This is a genomic window from Aeromonas sp. s5, from assembly GCF_040907865.1.
Classification (GTDB): Bacteria; Pseudomonadota; Gammaproteobacteria; order Enterobacterales; family Aeromonadaceae; genus Aeromonas; species Aeromonas dhakensis.
Genome location: NZ_JBFOCO010000023.1, coordinates 469,788 through 485,664, shown reverse-complemented (window position 1 = coordinate 485,664; position 15,877 = coordinate 469,788). Strand labels below are relative to the sequence as shown.

Genomic DNA, 15,877 nt, shown 5'->3' with positions numbered 1-15,877 from the left:
GCATTAATCATGCATGCGTGTTGGCTTGCGTCAGACTGTCGATGTCACTACGAACGAATTCTGAAGCAAGCATAGTTAAATATGGTGATATACGTGAACAACTTATCGGCCTGCGAGCGAAAATGATTAGTAGACTTTTCCTCACCTTACTGCTGTTTTGCGGCATTTCTCACGCCACGGCATCCGAGGTGACCAGTTACTTGCAAGAAAAGGCGCAGGAATTTGTGCTCGGCCAGCTCGATGTCCCCCTCGACGCCCAGGCACAGGTGCAGGCCGCTTCCATCGATGAACGTCTGCCCCTGAGCCGCTGCGAAGAGCATCTGTCCATCACCCTGCCCGCCAAGATGGAGATCCGCCGCAATACCACCGTCTACCTCAAGTGTGAGGAGGAGAAGCCTTGGGATCTCTACCTGCCGGTGCGGATCAGCATACAGAAGCCGTATGTGACCGTCTCCACGCCGGTGGCCAAGGGCGACATCCTCAGCGAGAGCGTGCTGACGCAGGCTTACCAGGATCAGACCCTGATCCGCGGCGACTATCTCAGCGATACCACGGCCCTCATCGGCGTTCGCAGCAAACGGGAACTCAAGCCGGGCCAGCCCATCCGGCTCAGCCAAGTCTGCGTCATCTGCAAGGGTGACCAGGTGACCCTCAGCGCAGAAAATAGCAGCATGCAAATCAAAACCATGGCCCGAGCCTTGCAAGATGGCAGCTTCGGAGACATGATCAGGCTCGTCAATATCCGGTCAGGCAAAACGGTGCAGGGAAAAGTCAACGCAGTTGGCTCCGTGGTGGTCACCTTCTGAGTATTTTCGGATCACTTTTTTTCTAAAGTTATGACGGCAGCCACCGATAAACAGGTAAGCGAACAGCAAAGCAGGCGAAGGTAAACACTATGGCTATTAACAATATCAACAACTTGGCGAACAATCGGTTGCAAAATACCGGTAGCAGCCAGGGTGCCAGCACCAAACCAGCGACCTCGTCCTCCGACAACCGTGCGGCGGCCGTCAAGACCGACTCCGTCTCTCTGACCAGCGAGGCGCAGCAATTGCAACAGATGCAGAAGAACCTCAACTCAGCCTCCACCGGCAATGAAAGCCGGGTCGAGAGCCTGAAGAAAGCCGTGGCCAATGGTGAATATCGGGTCGACAGCGAAGCTGTGGCCAAGAAGATGTTCAGTTTTGAATCCAACCTCGACAAGTTGCTGGGATGATGGATTTACCTTCGCTGCTGCACACCCAAGACGACTACCTCTCCCAGATGCAGGGCTTGCTGGAGGAGGAGTTCAACCTGCTCAAGCAGCACCAGGCACTGGCGCTGCCCGAGCTGGCAGAGCGCAAGCAGAAGCTGCTTGCCGATATTGAAGAGCTGGACAAGGCCATGGCCCTGCTGCCCGACCTGAAACAGCAACTGAATGCCTATCCCGAGCAGATGCGCGTACTGCGCGAGAAACTAGATGCCTGCCAGGAACAGAACGATCTGAACGGGCGCCTGCTCGAGCTCAGCATCGTCTCCAACCGCCGGCTGGCAAGCTACCTGAGCAAGCTGCGAGATCGCAACTCCCTGACCTATGACGCCAAGGGCAATACCCGCTCCGGTACCCGCTCCATCGGCATCAAGGCCTGACCTCCCCCGTTACGACGGCGGGCTGCCCCGCAGCACAACCATCCCCCCTTCTCTTTTTTACAGCGCCAGCTGCAACAGCACTTCGCTGTCCGCACAGGCGTGAATGCCGAGCACCCCATCCTCGTAGCGGCCATAACTTGCCGCCAGGTTGCCGCGTGGAAAACAGATGGATCCCGGGTTCATCAACACCAGCTCCCCTTCCCGCTGCAGCACGGGCAGATGGGTGTGGCCGCTGATGAACAGGCTGCCGGCAGGCAGCGGCACCGCAGCAGGCTGATAGAGATGGCCGTGACTGACGAACCAGCGCCGGCCATCCACCAGCAGCTGGTTGTAAGGGGCGGTGATGGGGAAATCCAGCAGCATCTGATCCACTTCCGAATCACAGTTGCCACGCACCGCCATGATGCGGGAGGCCAGCCCGTTGAGCCGCTCGGCCACGGCCGCGGGAGCATAGCCAGGCGGTACCGGGTTGCGCGGGCCGTGATTGAGCAGATCACCGAGCAGCAGATAATGATCCGGCTGCCAGGGGGCGAGCTGGTCGAGCACCTGCTCCAGCGCACTCAGGCTGCCGTGCAGGTCGGAAAGAATGGCAATCTTCATGGCAAGCTCCTTACTGCTGACTGAAGTAGAGATCCTTGGTGGCGATCGCCCCCTTCAGGTTCTGCACCGGCAGGCCGCGCAGGGTGGGATCCACCAGTCGCATCTGGTTGTAGTGATAGACGGGGATGGCCGGCATCTCGTCCATCAGCAACTGCTCGGCCTGGTGGTAGATCCCGCTCCTGGCATTGCCATCCAGGGTATCGGCCGCCTGTTGCAGCAGGCCGTCGAAGGCCGGGTTGCAGTAACCGCTCTCGTTCTGGGGATCCTGGCAGCGGAAGCTGTTGAGCATGGCAGAGGGCTCCACGTAATCCCCGAACAGGAAGGAGCGGGCCAGCATGAAATCGCCGCTGTCTTTCGCCACCTGATAGGCGTTCCACTCCATGTTGTTGAGCGTCACTTCGACCCCCAGCGGCTTCCACATGGCTGCGACGGCCAGCGCCAGCTTCTTGTGATTCTCAGAGGTGTTGTAGGTGAGCGTCAACTTGAGGGGATGTTGGCTGTCATAGCCGGCCTGGGCCAGCAGCTCCGCCGCTCTGGCCAGCCGGGTCGGCTGATCCTGCAGGGCCAGGGGGGAACTCAGCGCCTCATAGCCCGGCATGCCAGGCAGCAGCGACCAGGCGGGTTGCTCGCCCTGCCCGCTGACCTTCTCGGTCAACAGATGACGATCGATGGTCATGGCCAGTGCCTGGCGCACCCGCACGTCCTGCAGTTCAGGGCGGCGCAGGTTGAAGGTGTAGAGGTAGGTGCCCAGCAGCGGCAGGCCCCAGATCCGCTCGGGGGTTGCCTCTCTGGTTTTCTGGTAATACTCCAGCGCCACCTTGTTGGTGAGCTGGATCTCCCCCGCCTCGTAGCGCAGCCGCTCGGCATGCTGGGAGGCGAGCGGCAGATAGGTCACCCGCTGGATCCGGGTGTGGGCATCATCCCAGTACTGCACGTTGCGCTCCGCCTCGATGCGCTCGTTCGGTACCCAGTTCACCAGCTTATAGGCGCCGTTGCTGACCAGCTTGCCGGGCTGGGTCCACTGCTTGCCGAACTGGCTGATGGCCTTCTCGTTGACCGGCACGAAGGGGCGCTGGCTTATCAGTTGCAGGAAGTAGGGAACCGGCCGCTCCAGCGTCACTTTCAGGATCTGCTCGCTCTCGGCTTCCACCCCTAAGGTGTTGAGATCGAGCGCGCCGGCGTAGATGGACTGGGCATTGTTGATGCCGGTTGTCAGCAGCAGGCCGGCAGAGGGGGAAGCCTGGGCGGGGTCCAGCAGACGACGCCAGGCATAGACGAAATCGGTGGCGGTGAGCGGCTCGCCGTTGGACCACTTGAGCTGCGGGCGCAGGAAGAAACGCCAGACCAGCCCGTCTGCACTGGTCTCCCAGCGCTGGGCCTGGGCCGGCACGATCCGGCCCTGACCATCTTCGCTCACCAGCCCTTCAAACAGGTCCACCAGCACCACTTCACCGGGGAAGCCGGAGCGGATCTGGGCCGGGTCGAGGGATTCGGGCTCAGCGCCATTGCCCTTGACCAGGGTCTGGCGATCCGACAACGCGGGATCCTGGGATACCGTGGTCGCCTGCAGCGGCGGGGTCAGCAGCAGCCCCAGCAACAAGGGGGAGAGCCAGCGTGGTGCCGGCCGGCGTACTAAGCGGTAAACCATGACATAAACCTCGTTCAATGCACTTATTTCAGGAAAGGGGGAAGGCCGGCGGCGCGCCTGGATACGAATGCATGATGCCGCGCTTGTTATCCCCGAAGACGCCCCGTATTGTATCGGGCTTGCCCAAGAGATGGAGTCTCTCGGGCTATTTTTTTCAGGAGTTTTTATGGGGTATGAGTGGCTGGCGCTGGCAGCGGCCAGTTTATGGGCAATGGCGGCCCTGATTTCCGTCAAACCAGCTCGCCATCTGGGGCCATTTGCCTACAGCCGCTGGCGGATGTGCCTGGTCAGCCTGATGCTCGGCAGCATGAGTCTCCTGACCGGCGGCTGGCATACCCTCTCGGGCAGTGCCCTCCCCCTGCTGGCCATCTCGGGCCTCATCGGCATCTTCATCGGCGATACCGCCCTCTACGCCTGCATGAACCGGCTGGGTCCCCGTCGCAGCGGTCTGCTGTTTTCTTGCCATGCGCTGTTTTCCGCGCTGCTCGGGCTCTGGCTGTTCAACGAGCAGTTGACCGGTTCCCGGCTGGCCGGCGCCATGCTGGTGTTTGTCGGCGTCATGCTGGCCATTCTGTTTGGTCGGCGCAGCAGCGGCAGCGAATGGGAGAAAATACGGGGCAGCCTGGCGGCCGGGGTCGCGCTAGGGCTGACCGCCGCCCTCTGCCAGAGCCTGGGCGCCATCATCGCCAAACCGGTGATGATGGGCGGCGACGTCGATGCGGTGAGCGCCTCCGGCGTCAGGATGGGCAGCGCCCTGCTGGCTCACTGCGCCCTGCGCATGACCGGGCTGCCACTGAGCAAGCCGCTGCATCCCGTCAACCGTCGCATCTTCGGCATGATAGCCCTCAACGGATTCCTCGCCATGGCGCTCGGCATGACGCTGATCCTGGTGGCCCTGAAACAGGGGGATGTGGGCATGGTGGCCATCCTCTCCTCCACCACCCCCGTCATCTTGCTGCCACTGCTGTGGTGGCACTCGGGCGAGCGGCCGTCCGCCGCCGCCTGGGCCGGCACCCTGCTGGCCACCCTGGGGACAGTGCTGGTGCTGGGAGCCAGCGGCCACTGACTCCTGGCGATCAGAAGCGGGCGATTTCGTCGACGGTCAGCTCGCGATATTCGCCCGGCGCCAGATCGTCGTCCAGCACCAGATCGCCCACCCGCTCCCGGTGCAGCCCCACCACCTTGTTGCCGATGGCGGCAAACATCCGCTTCACCTGATGGTACTTGCCCTCGTGGATGGTGAGGCGCGCCTCGCACTCCCCCAGGATCTCCAGCTGGGCCGGCCGGGTCTTCTCGGTTTCGCTGCGCAGCAGCACCCCTTCGGCAAACAGCGCAATGGCATCCGGGCTCACCGGATCGGCCAGCCAGACGTGATAGGTCTTGGCGCACTCGTGACGGGGAGAGGTGATGCGATGGGACCACTGTCCGTCATCGGTCACCAGTACCAGACCTGTGGTATCGAGATCGAGCCGCCCCACCACGTGCAGCTTGCCCATGGCCGGCTCGTCCATCAGGAAGAAGACGGTGGGGTGATCCGGATCCTCGTTGGAGCAGACATACCCTTCCGGCTTGTGCAGCATGAAGTAGCGGTTGCGCTGATCCAGAGTCAGGGTGACGCCGTCGAACTCGATCTGGCTCTGCTCGTTGATGTGGAAGGCGGGCTGCTTGACCACGATACCGTCCACCATCACCTCTCCCTGCCGGATCAGTTTGCCCGCCAGCGAGCGGGTCAAGTCGGAACAATCGCAAAGAAATTTATCGAGCCGCATGCACAACCTCAGAGTCCATCAAGAAAGGGGCGTCATTATATCGGCCGGGGCCGACAACTCCAGCACTAAGCGCCAAGGCCGGCCAGCATGTCGCCATGACGAACCCGGGCGCCGGTGTTAGACTGCCAACAGAGGGCCTAACGTCACGCATAATAATAATGTCAGGAAGCCGTATGAAGTCGCACACTCCTCATCCCGTTATCCCCGTCAACCAGCTGCAACCCGGCATGTACGTGATCGCCATTACCAGCCAGACCGGCGGCATGGAGATTGCCCAGATGGGGCTGGTGACCACCCGTCAGCAGATCAACGATCTGGTCAGGCGCGGCGTACTCACGGTGCGGGTCGATCTCGCCCGCAGCAAGCTGCCCGGCATCGAGCAGGTCATCTCCCCCCAACCCGCCGTCTCTGCGACCAGCTCACAACGTCCCTCCGGCAGTGGCAACGGCGAGGGGCGTGAACTGAAGATCCGCCGGCTTTATCAGGAGGCTCGCGAGCTGCAGGGCAAGTTCATCCGCCACCTCAAGGCGGGGGAGCCCATCGACATCACGCCGCTGGCGGCAGTGGCCGAGGAGATGGTGGACACCATGTTCACCCACGGCGACGCCATGCTCTGTCTGGCCCGCATTCGCGCCAAGGATGCCTACCTGATGGAGCACTCCATGAACGTCGCCATCCTGCTGGCGAACTTCGGCCGCTATCTGGACCTGGATCGCAGCGTGCTCAAGGAGCTGACCCTGGGCGGCCTGCTGCACGACGTGGGCAAGATCATGACCCCGGACGAGGTGCTCAACAAGCCGGGCAAGCTCACCGACGAGGAGTTTGTGGTCATGCGCCAGCACGTGGTGCACAGCTACGAGATCCTGAGCAACACCCCCGGTATCACCGCCACCATGCTGGAGGTGGCAGCCAACCATCACGAACGGCTCGATGGCACCGGTTACCCGCAGCGGCTCAAGGGTGAGCAGCTCTCGCTCTATACCCGCATGAGCGGCATCGTCGATGTCTATGACGCGGTCACGGCGGATCGGGTTTACAAGCAGGGGATGCAGCCGACCCAGGCCTTTCGCATTCTGCTCAAGGGGATCAACCACCACTTCGATGCCGAACTGGTTACCAAGTTCATCAAGTGCATGGGGGTCTATCCGGTGGGTACCCTGGTGCAGCTCTCCAACCAGCGGCTAGCCATCGTCATGCAGCGCAATCCTCATGAGCCGCTCAAACCGGTGGTGAAGGTGATCTATCACGGGACCCAGCGCCACTACCTCGAGGTGCAGTGGCTGGATCTGGCCAAGAACGGGGTGCAGGAGACCATCGAGAGCACGGTCGATCCCAAGGAGTTCGGCATCAACCTCGCCAACTTCGTCTAGTTGGCGCCCCCTTCCCGCGACCGCTCGGCGCAGTGCTGGATGAGGAACTCCTCATCCAGCGGCGACAGATCGAAGCGGATGCAGGCCTCTTCGATGGCCCGGATGTCGTGTTGATGGTGCTCGCTGAGCCAGCGCACGGCGCGGCGCAGATCTTCACCGTGGGGCAGCAGGGTATGGTCGCTCATGGGGCACCTCCGATCAGCCATCGATAGCGGCCCGCCACAGCGGGCCCTCTCTTCTAGCTTAGTCCGCCAGCCGCCCCTTCATCCTGCCTTCAAACAGCCTCAGGCAAACGCCCGCTGCCAATCCTGATCAAACTTCGCCAGCGCCGCGTCCACCGCCGGCACCCGCAGCAGCTGTTCGGCCACGTCGAGCGGCAATGTGATGGACTGGCAACCCGCCAGCAGGCAGTCGAGGGCCTGGCGCGGGGTACGGAAGGAGGCAGCCAGCACCTTGCTGTGCGGCGCGTGCAGCGCCAGCAGCTGTTGCAGCTCCTGCACGGTGGCGATGCCATCGCCCCCCTGGGCATCCAGCCGGTTGACGTAGGGCGCCACGTATTCGGCCCCCGCCACCGCCGCCAGCCAGCCCTGCAGCGGGGTATAGACCGCCGTGCCCAGGGTCGGCACCCCGTTGGCCGTCAGGGTCTTGATGGCCGCCAGCCCCTCTTCACATACCGGGATCTTGATCACCAGGTCCCGGTCCAGCTCACGCAGGGCAAATGCCTCGCGCACCATCTCGGTCTCGGTTTTGGCCATAACCTGGGCAAACAGCCGCGCCTTGGGACCCAGCGCCTCCCGCAGGGCAGGCAACAGCTCGGCCAGCGGCATGCCACCGGCAGCGGTAATGGACGGGTTGGTGGTGACGCCGGCCAGCGGCAGGATCCGTGACCAGCGGCGCACCGCAGCCACATCGGCAGTATCGAGATAAAGCTCCATCTCTGACTCCTTAAGGGGATGTGCAATCTGTCGCCATTCTAGCGAGATAACATCCGCAATTTAGTTGATCGAAATCAAATCAACTTTCGAACGAAAGAAAATAGAATGCAAAAACAAAAGGAGGCGGTATGATTTTCGACCTGCAACGCTATTCAACCCACGATGGCCCCGGCATTCGCACCCTGGTGTTTCTCAAGGGGTGCTCGCTGGCCTGTCGCTGGTGTCAAAACCCGGAAAGCCGCTCTCCCAAGCCGGACATACTACTCGACCGGCGCCAATGCATCGAGGGATGCCGGCTCTGCAGCGACGCCTGCCCGGCAATCTTGCGTGACAGCCAGGGGGTCCAGCTCACCCGCTCATCCCTCGGCAATCAGGATGTGGAACGGCTGCGCGGCCTCTGCCCCAGCGAAGCGCTGCAGGTGTGCGGCCGGGAGGAGAGCCTGGACACCCTGATGGCCACCATCTTGCGAGATCGCCCCTTCTTCGAGCGCAGCGGCGGCGGAGTGACCCTCTCCGGCGGCGAGCCCTTCATGCAGCCAGAATTTGCCGCCAGCCTGCTGGCCCGCTGCCAGGCCGAGGGGCTGCATACCGCGGTGGAAAGTTGCCTGCACGTGCCCTGGCACCAGATTGAACCCAGCCTCCCCCACCTCGACCTGCTGCTGGCGGATCTCAAGCATGTGGATGAGGAGCGCTTCTTCGACTGGACTCGCGGCAAGGTCGCCCTGCCCCTGGCCAACCTCAGGCGGCTGGCCGAGCGCGGCGTGGCCATGCAGATCCGGGTGCCGCTCATCCCCGGCTTCAATGCCGACCGCGCCTCCATCGAGGCCATCACCCAGGCCGCCGCCAGCCTCGGCACCGTACAGGAGATCCATTTTCTCCCCTACCACACCCTGGGCGCGGGCAAGTACGCTCTGCTCGACCAACCCTATCAGGCCCCCCTGCAGCCACTCGATGACCCGGCACTGCTCGCCTTTGCCCATGAGTGTGCCCGTGCGCAGGGGCTGACCCCGCTCACCCGGGGCTAGACAGACCCCATGACATCAGCCATTCGCTGCCCAATGACCAGAGGATAAGACCATGACCCAGCTCGACCTCACCACCCTGCCCCCACGGATCCGCGCCCACAAGGAGAGCCTGATCCACATCGTCCAGCCGCCAGTCTGCACCGAACGTGCCCGCCACTATACAGAGGCCTATCAGGCCCTCCTGGCCAGGCCGCTGCCGGTGCGCCGCGCCCTGGCGCTGGCTCACCACCTCAAGGAACGTACCATCTGGATCAAGCACGACGAGCTCATCGTCGGCAACCAGGCGAGCCAGGTGCGGGCGGCGCCGCTCTTTCCCGAATACACGGTGGGCTGGATCGAGAAAGAGATCGATGAGCTGGCCGACCGCCCCGGCGCCGGCTTTGCGGTGAGCGAGGCGGACAAGCTGGCCATCCACGCCCTCACTCCCTTCTGGCGCGGCCAGACGGTGCAGGATCGCTGCTACGGCCTCTTTACCGACGAGCAGAAGGGGCTGCTGGAGAGCGGCATCATCAAGGCCGAGGGCAACATGACCTCGGGGGATGCCCACCTCGCGGTCAACTACGAGCAGTTGCTTGCCCTCGGTCTCGACGGCCTCAAGGCCAGGGTGGCCGAGCGGCGCAGCCGGCTCGATCTGGCGGACTGGGCCGATCTGCAGCGCGAGCAGTTCCTGCAGGCCGTCGCCATCACCCTCGATGCCGTCAGCCAGCATATCGAGCGTTACGCCGCGCTGGCCCGCGAACTGGCGCAGCAGGAGCCACGCCCAGAGCGCCGCGGCGAGCTTGAGACGATCGCGCTCAACTGCGCCCACATCGCCCACCGGCCCCCCGAGACCTTCTGGCAGGCGCTGCAGCTCTGCTACTTCATCCAGCTCATCCTGCAGATCGAGTCCAACGGCCACTCGGTGTCGTTTGGCCGGATGGACCAGTACCTCTACCCCTGGTATCGCCGCGAGGTTGAGCTGTCGGAACTCCTACCGCGCACGCGCGCCATCGAGCTGCTGCAAGGGTGCTGGCTCAAGCTGCTGGAGGTGAACAAGATCCGCTCCGGCACCCACTCCAAAGCCTCCGCCGGCAGCCCGCTCTACCAGAACGTCACCATCGGCGGCCAGAACTGGCGCAATGGCAAGGCCCACGACGCAGTCAACGGCCTCTCCTACGCGATTCTGGAGTCCTGCGGCCAGCTGCGCTCGACCCAACCCAACCTCTCGGTGCGCTACCACGCCGGCATGAGCGAGGATTTCCTCGACGCCTGCATCCAGGTGATCCGCTGCGGCTTCGGCATGCCCGCCTTCAACAACGACGAGGTGGTGATCCCCGAGTTCATCAAGCTCGGGGTGAGCGAGGAGGATGCCCACCACTACGCCGCCATCGGCTGCATCGAGACCGCGGTGCCCGGCAAGTGGGGCTATCGCTGCACCGGCATGAGCTTTATCAACTTCGCCCGCATCCTGCTGGCGGCGCTCGATGGCGGCCGCGATGCCACCACCGGCAAGGTCTTCCTGCCCCAGCCCCAGTCGCTGCAGGACGGCACCTTCGGCCACTTCGACGAGGTGATGGCCCGCTGGGACGAGCAGGTGCGCTACTTCACCCGCAAGTCCATCGAGATCGATTGCGTGGTCGACAGCGTGCTGGAGGCCCAGGCCCACGACATCCTCTGCAGCGCCCTGGTGGATGACTGTATCGAACGCGGCAAGACCATCAAGGAGGGGGGCGCCGTCTATGACTGGGTCTCCGGCCTGCAGGTGGGGATCGCCAACCTGGGCAACAGCCTGGCAGCGCTGAAGAAACTGGTGTTCGAGCAGGGGGTGGTGGATCAGCGCGAGCTGGCCGAGGCGTTAGATCAGGATTTTGCCGGATTGCAGGGCGAACAGCTGCGCCAGCGCCTCACCAATGCCGCCCCCAAATATGGCAACGATCTGGACGAGGTCGACCTGCTGCTGGTACAGGCCTACCAGAGCTACATCGACGAGCTCAAGGGGCTGCACAACACCCGCTTCGGCCGCGGCCCCATCGGCGGCACCTACTATGCGGGCACCTCCTCCATCTCGGCCAACGTGCCGTTCGGTGCGGCCACCATGGCCACCCCGGATGGCCGCCACGCCCGCACCCCGCTGGCGGAAGGGGCCAGCCCAGCGTCGGGCTCGGATCGCCTCGGCCCCACGGCGGTGTTCAACTCGCTCGGCAAGCTGCCCACGGCGGCCATCCTCGGCGGCGTGCTGCTCAACCAGAAGCTGAGCCCGGCCAGCCTCGAGAGCGAGCGGGACAAGGCCAAGCTGATGAGCCTGCTGCGCACCTTCTTCGAGGTACACAAGGGGTGGCACGTGCAGTACAACATCGTCTCGCGCGAGACGCTGCTGGCGGCCAAGGCCCATCCCGACCAGTACCGGGATCTGGTGGTGCGGGTGGCGGGCTATTCGGCCTTCTTCACCGCCTTATCCCCCGATGCGCAAGATGATATCATCGCCCGCACCGAGCACTGTCTCTGACGGGCTCCACCAGGGGCAGCTGTGCCCCATTATGACCGGCAAGCCACCCGCGCGGTGGCTTGCCGCTATCCACTGCCAGCCAGCGAGGTCCCATGAACCCACGCCACCAACTGATCCTCACCCTGGTCCATCAGGCTCGCAAGATGAGCGTGAGCGAGCTCTCCCAACGTACCGGGGTCTCGGAGGTGACGGTGCGCAACGACCTGACCGCCCTCGAAAAGCAGGGGCTGCTCAAGCGCGTGCACGGCTCGGCCATGGCGCTGGAGAGCGACGACCCCGACGCCCGGATGAACATCAACTACCTGCTCAAGGAGCGCCTCGCCGAGCGCGCCGCCCAGCTGGTGGAGGATGGCGAGACGGTCTTTATCGAGGGGGGCAGCGCCAACGCCCTGCTGGCCCGTCATCTGGCCCTGCACAAGCGGGTCACCATCATCACCATCAGCAGCTACATCGCCCATCTGCTGCGGGACACCCAGGCCCAGGTGGTACTGCTCGGCGGCCTGTTCCAGCATCAGAGCGAGAGCGTGGTAGGGCCGCTGACCCGGCTGTGCATCGAGCAGGTGCACTTCTCCAAGGCCTTCATCGGGGTAGACGGCTTTCATCCCGAGGTGGGCTTCACCGGCCGCGACATGATGCGGGCGGATGTGGTCAACAGCGTACTGGCCAAGGGGGTGACCAATGTGGTCATCACCGACAGCAGCAAGTTCGGCGCCATCCACCCAAGCCCCCTCGGCACGCCGGGCCAGATCGGCGTGCTGGTCACCGACGACGCCCTGCCCGCCCCCATGCGATCCACCCTGGCCGCACGCGGTATCACAGTGCACTGCGTCGCCGCCTGAGTAGTACCTTGCCGCCTGTTGCGGGATTGCTCCCCCGCCTGGCCGCTTGACGGCGCCCACCCAGACGAGGGTATGCTCGTCCTCTTTTGGGCACCGCCTGGCAAGGGCCACTCTTTCAAGGACGTGACATGCACACCAAGGACAAGTTTCTGGCCGCTCTGGTCATCCTCTGCTGGGGGCTCAACTTCGTCGCCATCAAGTGGGGGCTGGAGGGGATCCCGCCGCTGCTGCTGGGGGCACTGCGCTTCGTCGGAGTGGTCTTTCCCGCCATCCTGCTGGTCCCCAGACCCGCCATGCCCTGGCGCTGGCTGCTGGCCTACGGCGGTGCCATCAGCCTCGGCCAGTTCTCCTTTCTGTTCTGCGCCATGAAGTTCGGCATGCCGGCGGGCATGGCCTCGCTGGTGCTGCAATCCCAGGTGGTGTTCACCCTGCTGTTCGCCATGATCTGGCTGGGGGAGCGCTGGCAACCCCACCACTGGGTGGCCCTGCCGCTGGCGGGGGCCGGGCTCTACCTCATCGCCACCCATGGCGAGGGCAATCTCACCCTGCTCGGCTTCGTGCTGACCCTCTGCGCCGCCGCCTGCTGGGGCCTTGGCAATGTCATCAATCGCCAGATCGGCCTGCGTTACAAGACCTCTCTGCCAAGCCTGGTCGCCTGGGGCGGGCTGGTGCCCATCCTCCCCTTCTTCGCCCTCTCCTGGCTATTCGAGGGACCTGAGCTGATGGCCAGCAGCCTGCTCAACATCAGCTGGCAGGGGATCCTGTGCGTGCTCTATCTCTCCTTTGTCGCCACCTGGCTCGGCTACGGCCTGTGGGGGCGGCTGCTGATGCGCTACCCGGTGGCGCAGGTGGCCCCCCTCTCCCTGCTGGTGCCCTGCGTCGGCATGGTGGCAGCGGCCCTGTTACTGGACGAGCACCCCACCCCCTTGCAGTGGCTGGGTTCTGCCCTGGTGCTGCTGGGGTTCGTGGTGCATCTGCTGGGCGGGCGGCTGCGCTGGTTCAAATCGCAGACCGCCGCCTGACGCTTATTTATCCGTCGCCATTGACCGGGGCGGAGAAACTTTTCATGATGAGCCAGCCCCCAACGGGGCTCGCGTCATCAACACATGGCCTGCAGGACGCAGCCATCAGGAGAGCAAGGACATGCCATCGACAGTCACCGCCGGCCCCCGGATCATCCCGCGCCTTCTGCGCACCAGTGCCATCACCCTGACCCTCTGCCTGAGCCACTACGGCTGGAGCGCCACCCTGCCGGCTGACCTCAAGTGGGAGAGCAACAACGCGGATCCGGTGTTCGCGGATCCGGCCGCCAAGCGGGGCGGCACCTTTCGCGGCTTCATGACCAGTTTTCCGCTGACCCTGCGGGTGTACGGTCCGGACTCCAACGGCGGCTTCGCCGGCTATGTGCGGGAGACCAACCTGCCGCTCTTGAGCACCCATCCCGTCACCGGCAATCCCATGCCCATGCTGGCCAACGAATGGGCCTTCGGAGCCGACCACAAGACCCTCTATCTGCGCATCAACCCCAAGGCTCGCTGGTCAGACGGCCAACCAGTCACCGCCGATGACTGGCTGTTCACCCTCAAGCTGCTGCGTAGCAAAGAGATCAACGACCCCTGGTACAACAACTACTACAGCACCCAGATAAGCGACGTCACCAAGTTTGATGACCACACCCTGGCCATCTCCAGCGGCAGTGCCAAGAGTCGCCAGGATCTGCTGGAATCCCTCCCCTTCACCCCGGCTCCCAGCCACGCCATCAAGATCACCGCCGACTGGGTCAAGGCGTACAACTGGAAGGTACTGCCGGTGACCGGCCCCTACCAGCTTGGCGAGGTGAAGAAGGGCAAGTCGGTCACCTTCGAACGGGTCAAGGATTGGTGGGGCAATGACGAGCGCTACTTCCAGCACCGTTTCAACCCGGACCGGATCGAGCTCAAGGTGCTCAGGGATCAGAACATCGCCTGGCAACATTTCCTGCGCGGCGAGCTGGATACCTTCCCGCTGGTCATGCCCAACTGGTGGCACGACAAGACCAGGACGCCGGAGTTCGAGCAGGGTTATATCGAGCGACTCTGGTTCTACAACCAGACCCCCCAGTCCCCCATGGGGCTCTATCTCAACACCGCCGATCCGCTGCTGCGCGACCTCAATGTGCGGCTCGGCATCCAGCATGCCCTCAACCTCGACAAGATGCTCACCACCCTGCTGCGGGGGGACTACCAACGCCTCAACAGTTACGGCTCAGGCCAGGGGGAGTTCACCAACACGGAGCTCAAGGCCCGCCCGTTTGACCCCGAGCTGGCGCGCCAGTACTTCGCCAAGGCCGGTTTCACCAAGCCCGGCCCCGACGGCACCCTGCAAAACGACAAGGGCCAGCCGCTGACCCTGAGCATCACCTACACCACGGCGGAGCACGCCCAGCGCCTCACCCTGCTGCGCGAAGAGGCCAAGAAGGCGGGGCTCAACCTCGAGCTCAACCTGATGGATGCCTCGGCCGGCTTCAAGTCGATGCTGGAGAAGAAACACCAGAGCGCCTGGATGGGCTGGAGTACCAGCCGCTATCCCGCCTACTGGGAATATTTCCACAAGGTCAACGCCAACAAGCCACAGACCAACAACATCATGAACATAAATGACGACGCCATCACAGCCCTGGTGGAGCAGTACGACAAGGAGTTCGACTTCGCCAAAAAGGCGGCGCTGTCGCGCCAGATCCAGCAGCGGCTCTATGAACTGGCCAGCTTCGTGCCCGCCTATCAGGTGCCCTACACCCGGGAAGGGGCCTGGCGCTGGATAAAACTGCCCAAGTTGCCGGCGACGCCCAAGAGCGAACTGCTCTACTGGCCGCTGGACGGCAGCAACAGTGGCTACAGTTACGGCGGTCTGTTCTGGATTGATGAAGAGACCAAGGCGCAGACCCGGGCCGCCATCAAGGCTGGCCAGCCCTTCCCGCCCGTCACCCTGGTTGACACCACCTATCAGCAGAAATAGGGCAACCCGCTTCTCTGCCAGGGTGTGCCAAGGCCATCAACAAAAAGACCCCGCACAGTGGCGGGGTCTTTCTTTGCAACCTGGGTTGCTCGCTGAGGCAGGAGGCGCTTAGCCGCGCTTGGCCTGCTTCTGGGCGATGGCGTCGGCCACGTCGGCCGGCTCCAGCACGATACCTTCCTGATCCGGCGTCGGGAAGACGGCCACGCACAGCTCATCCTGCTCCATGCCGTCAATCCAGCGCTCCAGCCATACCTTGAGGGTGATGGACTGCGGCTTGCAGTCGGCCCACTCCCCTTCGGCCCACGCCTTGGCGTACTCCGGGTGCGGCCATACCGGGATGCAGTCTTCATCGTCGGTGGTCAGCATCATGACGCCGTGCTCGTCGGTCAGAACGAACAGCTCTTCGTGCTCGACCAGCTTGCTGATGAAGTGATCAAAGCGGTAGTCCGCGTTCAGTTGCAGCGCAGCATTGCGCTCGGTGTCGCTCAGTTCATAGCTCATCGGTCAAGTCTCTTGTGCAATAAAGGGCGCCATGTTCACATCTTGCCGGCGCCTTGTCCAGTATGAGAGATCGGTCACCGAT

Annotated in this window: 16 protein-coding genes; 10 read left to right on the top strand and 6 right to left on the bottom strand. The window is 63.5% G+C overall.

From position 1 onward, the window contains the following. Positions 1-200: 200 nt before the first annotated feature. The 3 genes from flgA to AB5Y94_RS14930 all read left to right on the top strand — a co-directional run bounded on the left by flgA (position 201) and on the right by AB5Y94_RS14930 (position 1,629). Positions 201-806, top strand: coding sequence for a flagellar basal body P-ring formation chaperone FlgA (flgA, locus tag AB5Y94_RS14940; protein ID WP_279700548.1), 606 nt, complete (start codon positions 201-203; stop codon positions 804-806). 89 nt (positions 807-895) lie between these two features. Beyond that, positions 896-1,216, top strand: coding sequence for a flagellar biosynthesis anti-sigma factor FlgM (gene flgM / locus AB5Y94_RS14935; protein WP_005302771.1), 321 nt, complete (start codon positions 896-898; stop codon positions 1,214-1,216). After that, positions 1,213-1,629, top strand: a complete 417-nt coding sequence (locus AB5Y94_RS14930) for a flagella synthesis protein FlgN (protein WP_010633463.1) — start codon at positions 1,213-1,215, stop codon at positions 1,627-1,629. Before flgM ends, AB5Y94_RS14930 begins: the two co-directional genes overlap by 4 nt. Positions 1,630-1,686: 57 nt before the next feature. On the opposite strand, the gene yfcE is transcribed toward AB5Y94_RS14930, so the two are convergent. Next, positions 1,687-2,229 carry a phosphodiesterase gene (gene yfcE / locus AB5Y94_RS14925; RefSeq protein ID WP_017765628.1) on the bottom strand — a complete coding sequence of 181 codons (543 nt, stop codon included), beginning with the start codon at positions 2,227-2,229 and terminating at the stop codon, positions 1,687-1,689. A 10-nt stretch (positions 2,230-2,239) separates the two neighbouring features. Continuing rightward, positions 2,240-3,877, bottom strand: coding sequence for a peptide ABC transporter substrate-binding protein (locus AB5Y94_RS14920; RefSeq protein WP_368206027.1), 1,638 nt, complete (start codon positions 3,875-3,877; stop codon positions 2,240-2,242). A 166-nt stretch (positions 3,878-4,043) separates the two neighbouring features. Here AB5Y94_RS14920 and AB5Y94_RS14915 point away from each other — a divergent pair, with 166 nt between their 5' ends. Next, positions 4,044-4,943, top strand: a complete 900-nt coding sequence (locus tag AB5Y94_RS14915) for a DMT family transporter (RefSeq protein ID WP_368206025.1) — start codon at positions 4,044-4,046, stop codon at positions 4,941-4,943. Between the two features lie 10 nt (positions 4,944-4,953). Here AB5Y94_RS14915 and rsuA read toward each other — a convergent pair whose 3' ends face one another. Beyond that, positions 4,954-5,646, bottom strand: a complete 693-nt coding sequence (gene rsuA, locus AB5Y94_RS14910; protein ID WP_010633459.1) for a 16S rRNA pseudouridine(516) synthase RsuA — start codon at positions 5,644-5,646, stop codon at positions 4,954-4,956. A 173-nt stretch (positions 5,647-5,819) separates the two neighbouring features. On the opposite strand from rsuA, the gene AB5Y94_RS14905 reads away from it, so the two are divergent. Continuing rightward, on the top strand, positions 5,820-7,016 hold the full coding sequence (locus tag AB5Y94_RS14905; RefSeq protein WP_005302778.1) for an HD-GYP domain-containing protein: 1,197 nt from the start codon (positions 5,820-5,822) through the stop codon (positions 7,014-7,016). Here AB5Y94_RS14905 and AB5Y94_RS14900 read toward each other — a convergent pair. Together AB5Y94_RS14900 and fsa are read right to left on the bottom strand one after the other, a co-directional pair. Next, the gene (locus AB5Y94_RS14900) at positions 7,013-7,201 is read right to left on the bottom strand and encodes a hypothetical protein (protein ID WP_123246954.1); all 189 of its coding nucleotides are present in this window, start codon (positions 7,199-7,201) and stop codon (positions 7,013-7,015) included. The genes AB5Y94_RS14905 and AB5Y94_RS14900 overlap by 4 nt on opposite strands. A gap of 99 nt (positions 7,202-7,300) precedes the next feature. Continuing rightward, positions 7,301-7,951 (bottom strand): fructose-6-phosphate aldolase, encoded by a 651-nt coding sequence (fsa, locus tag AB5Y94_RS14895; protein ID WP_005302782.1) that lies wholly within the window; start codon positions 7,949-7,951, stop codon positions 7,301-7,303. Positions 7,952-8,079: 128 nt separating this feature from the next. On the opposite strand from fsa, the gene AB5Y94_RS14890 reads away from it, so the two are divergent. The 5 genes from AB5Y94_RS14890 to AB5Y94_RS14870 all read left to right on the top strand — a co-directional run bounded on the left by AB5Y94_RS14890 (position 8,080) and on the right by AB5Y94_RS14870 (position 15,294). After that, positions 8,080-8,976, top strand: a complete 897-nt coding sequence (locus tag AB5Y94_RS14890; protein ID WP_368206023.1) for a glycyl-radical enzyme activating protein — start codon at positions 8,080-8,082, stop codon at positions 8,974-8,976. 52 nt (positions 8,977-9,028) lie between these two features. After that, entirely contained in the window at positions 9,029-11,461 is a 2,433-nt protein-coding gene (locus tag AB5Y94_RS14885) for a formate C-acetyltransferase/glycerol dehydratase family glycyl radical enzyme (RefSeq protein ID WP_368206021.1), read from the top strand. A 92-nt stretch (positions 11,462-11,553) separates the two neighbouring features. Beyond that, positions 11,554-12,300 (top strand): DNA-binding transcriptional regulator YciT, encoded by a 747-nt coding sequence (locus AB5Y94_RS14880; RefSeq protein WP_368206019.1) that lies wholly within the window; start codon positions 11,554-11,556, stop codon positions 12,298-12,300. Positions 12,301-12,428: 128 nt separating this feature from the next. Next, complete coding sequence (locus tag AB5Y94_RS14875; RefSeq protein WP_005302790.1) at positions 12,429-13,322, top strand: EamA family transporter; 894 nt, start codon at positions 12,429-12,431, stop codon at positions 13,320-13,322. Between the two features lie 121 nt (positions 13,323-13,443). Next, positions 13,444-15,294: an extracellular solute-binding protein gene (locus AB5Y94_RS14870; RefSeq protein WP_258116817.1), complete on the top strand. Its 1,851-nt coding sequence runs from the start codon at positions 13,444-13,446 to the stop codon at positions 15,292-15,294. A 108-nt stretch (positions 15,295-15,402) separates the two neighbouring features. On the opposite strand, the gene AB5Y94_RS14865 is transcribed toward AB5Y94_RS14870, so the two are convergent. Then, the gene (locus AB5Y94_RS14865) at positions 15,403-15,795 is read right to left on the bottom strand and encodes a DUF2750 domain-containing protein (protein WP_005302792.1); all 393 of its coding nucleotides are present in this window, start codon (positions 15,793-15,795) and stop codon (positions 15,403-15,405) included. Between the last annotated feature and the right edge of the window lie 82 nt (positions 15,796-15,877).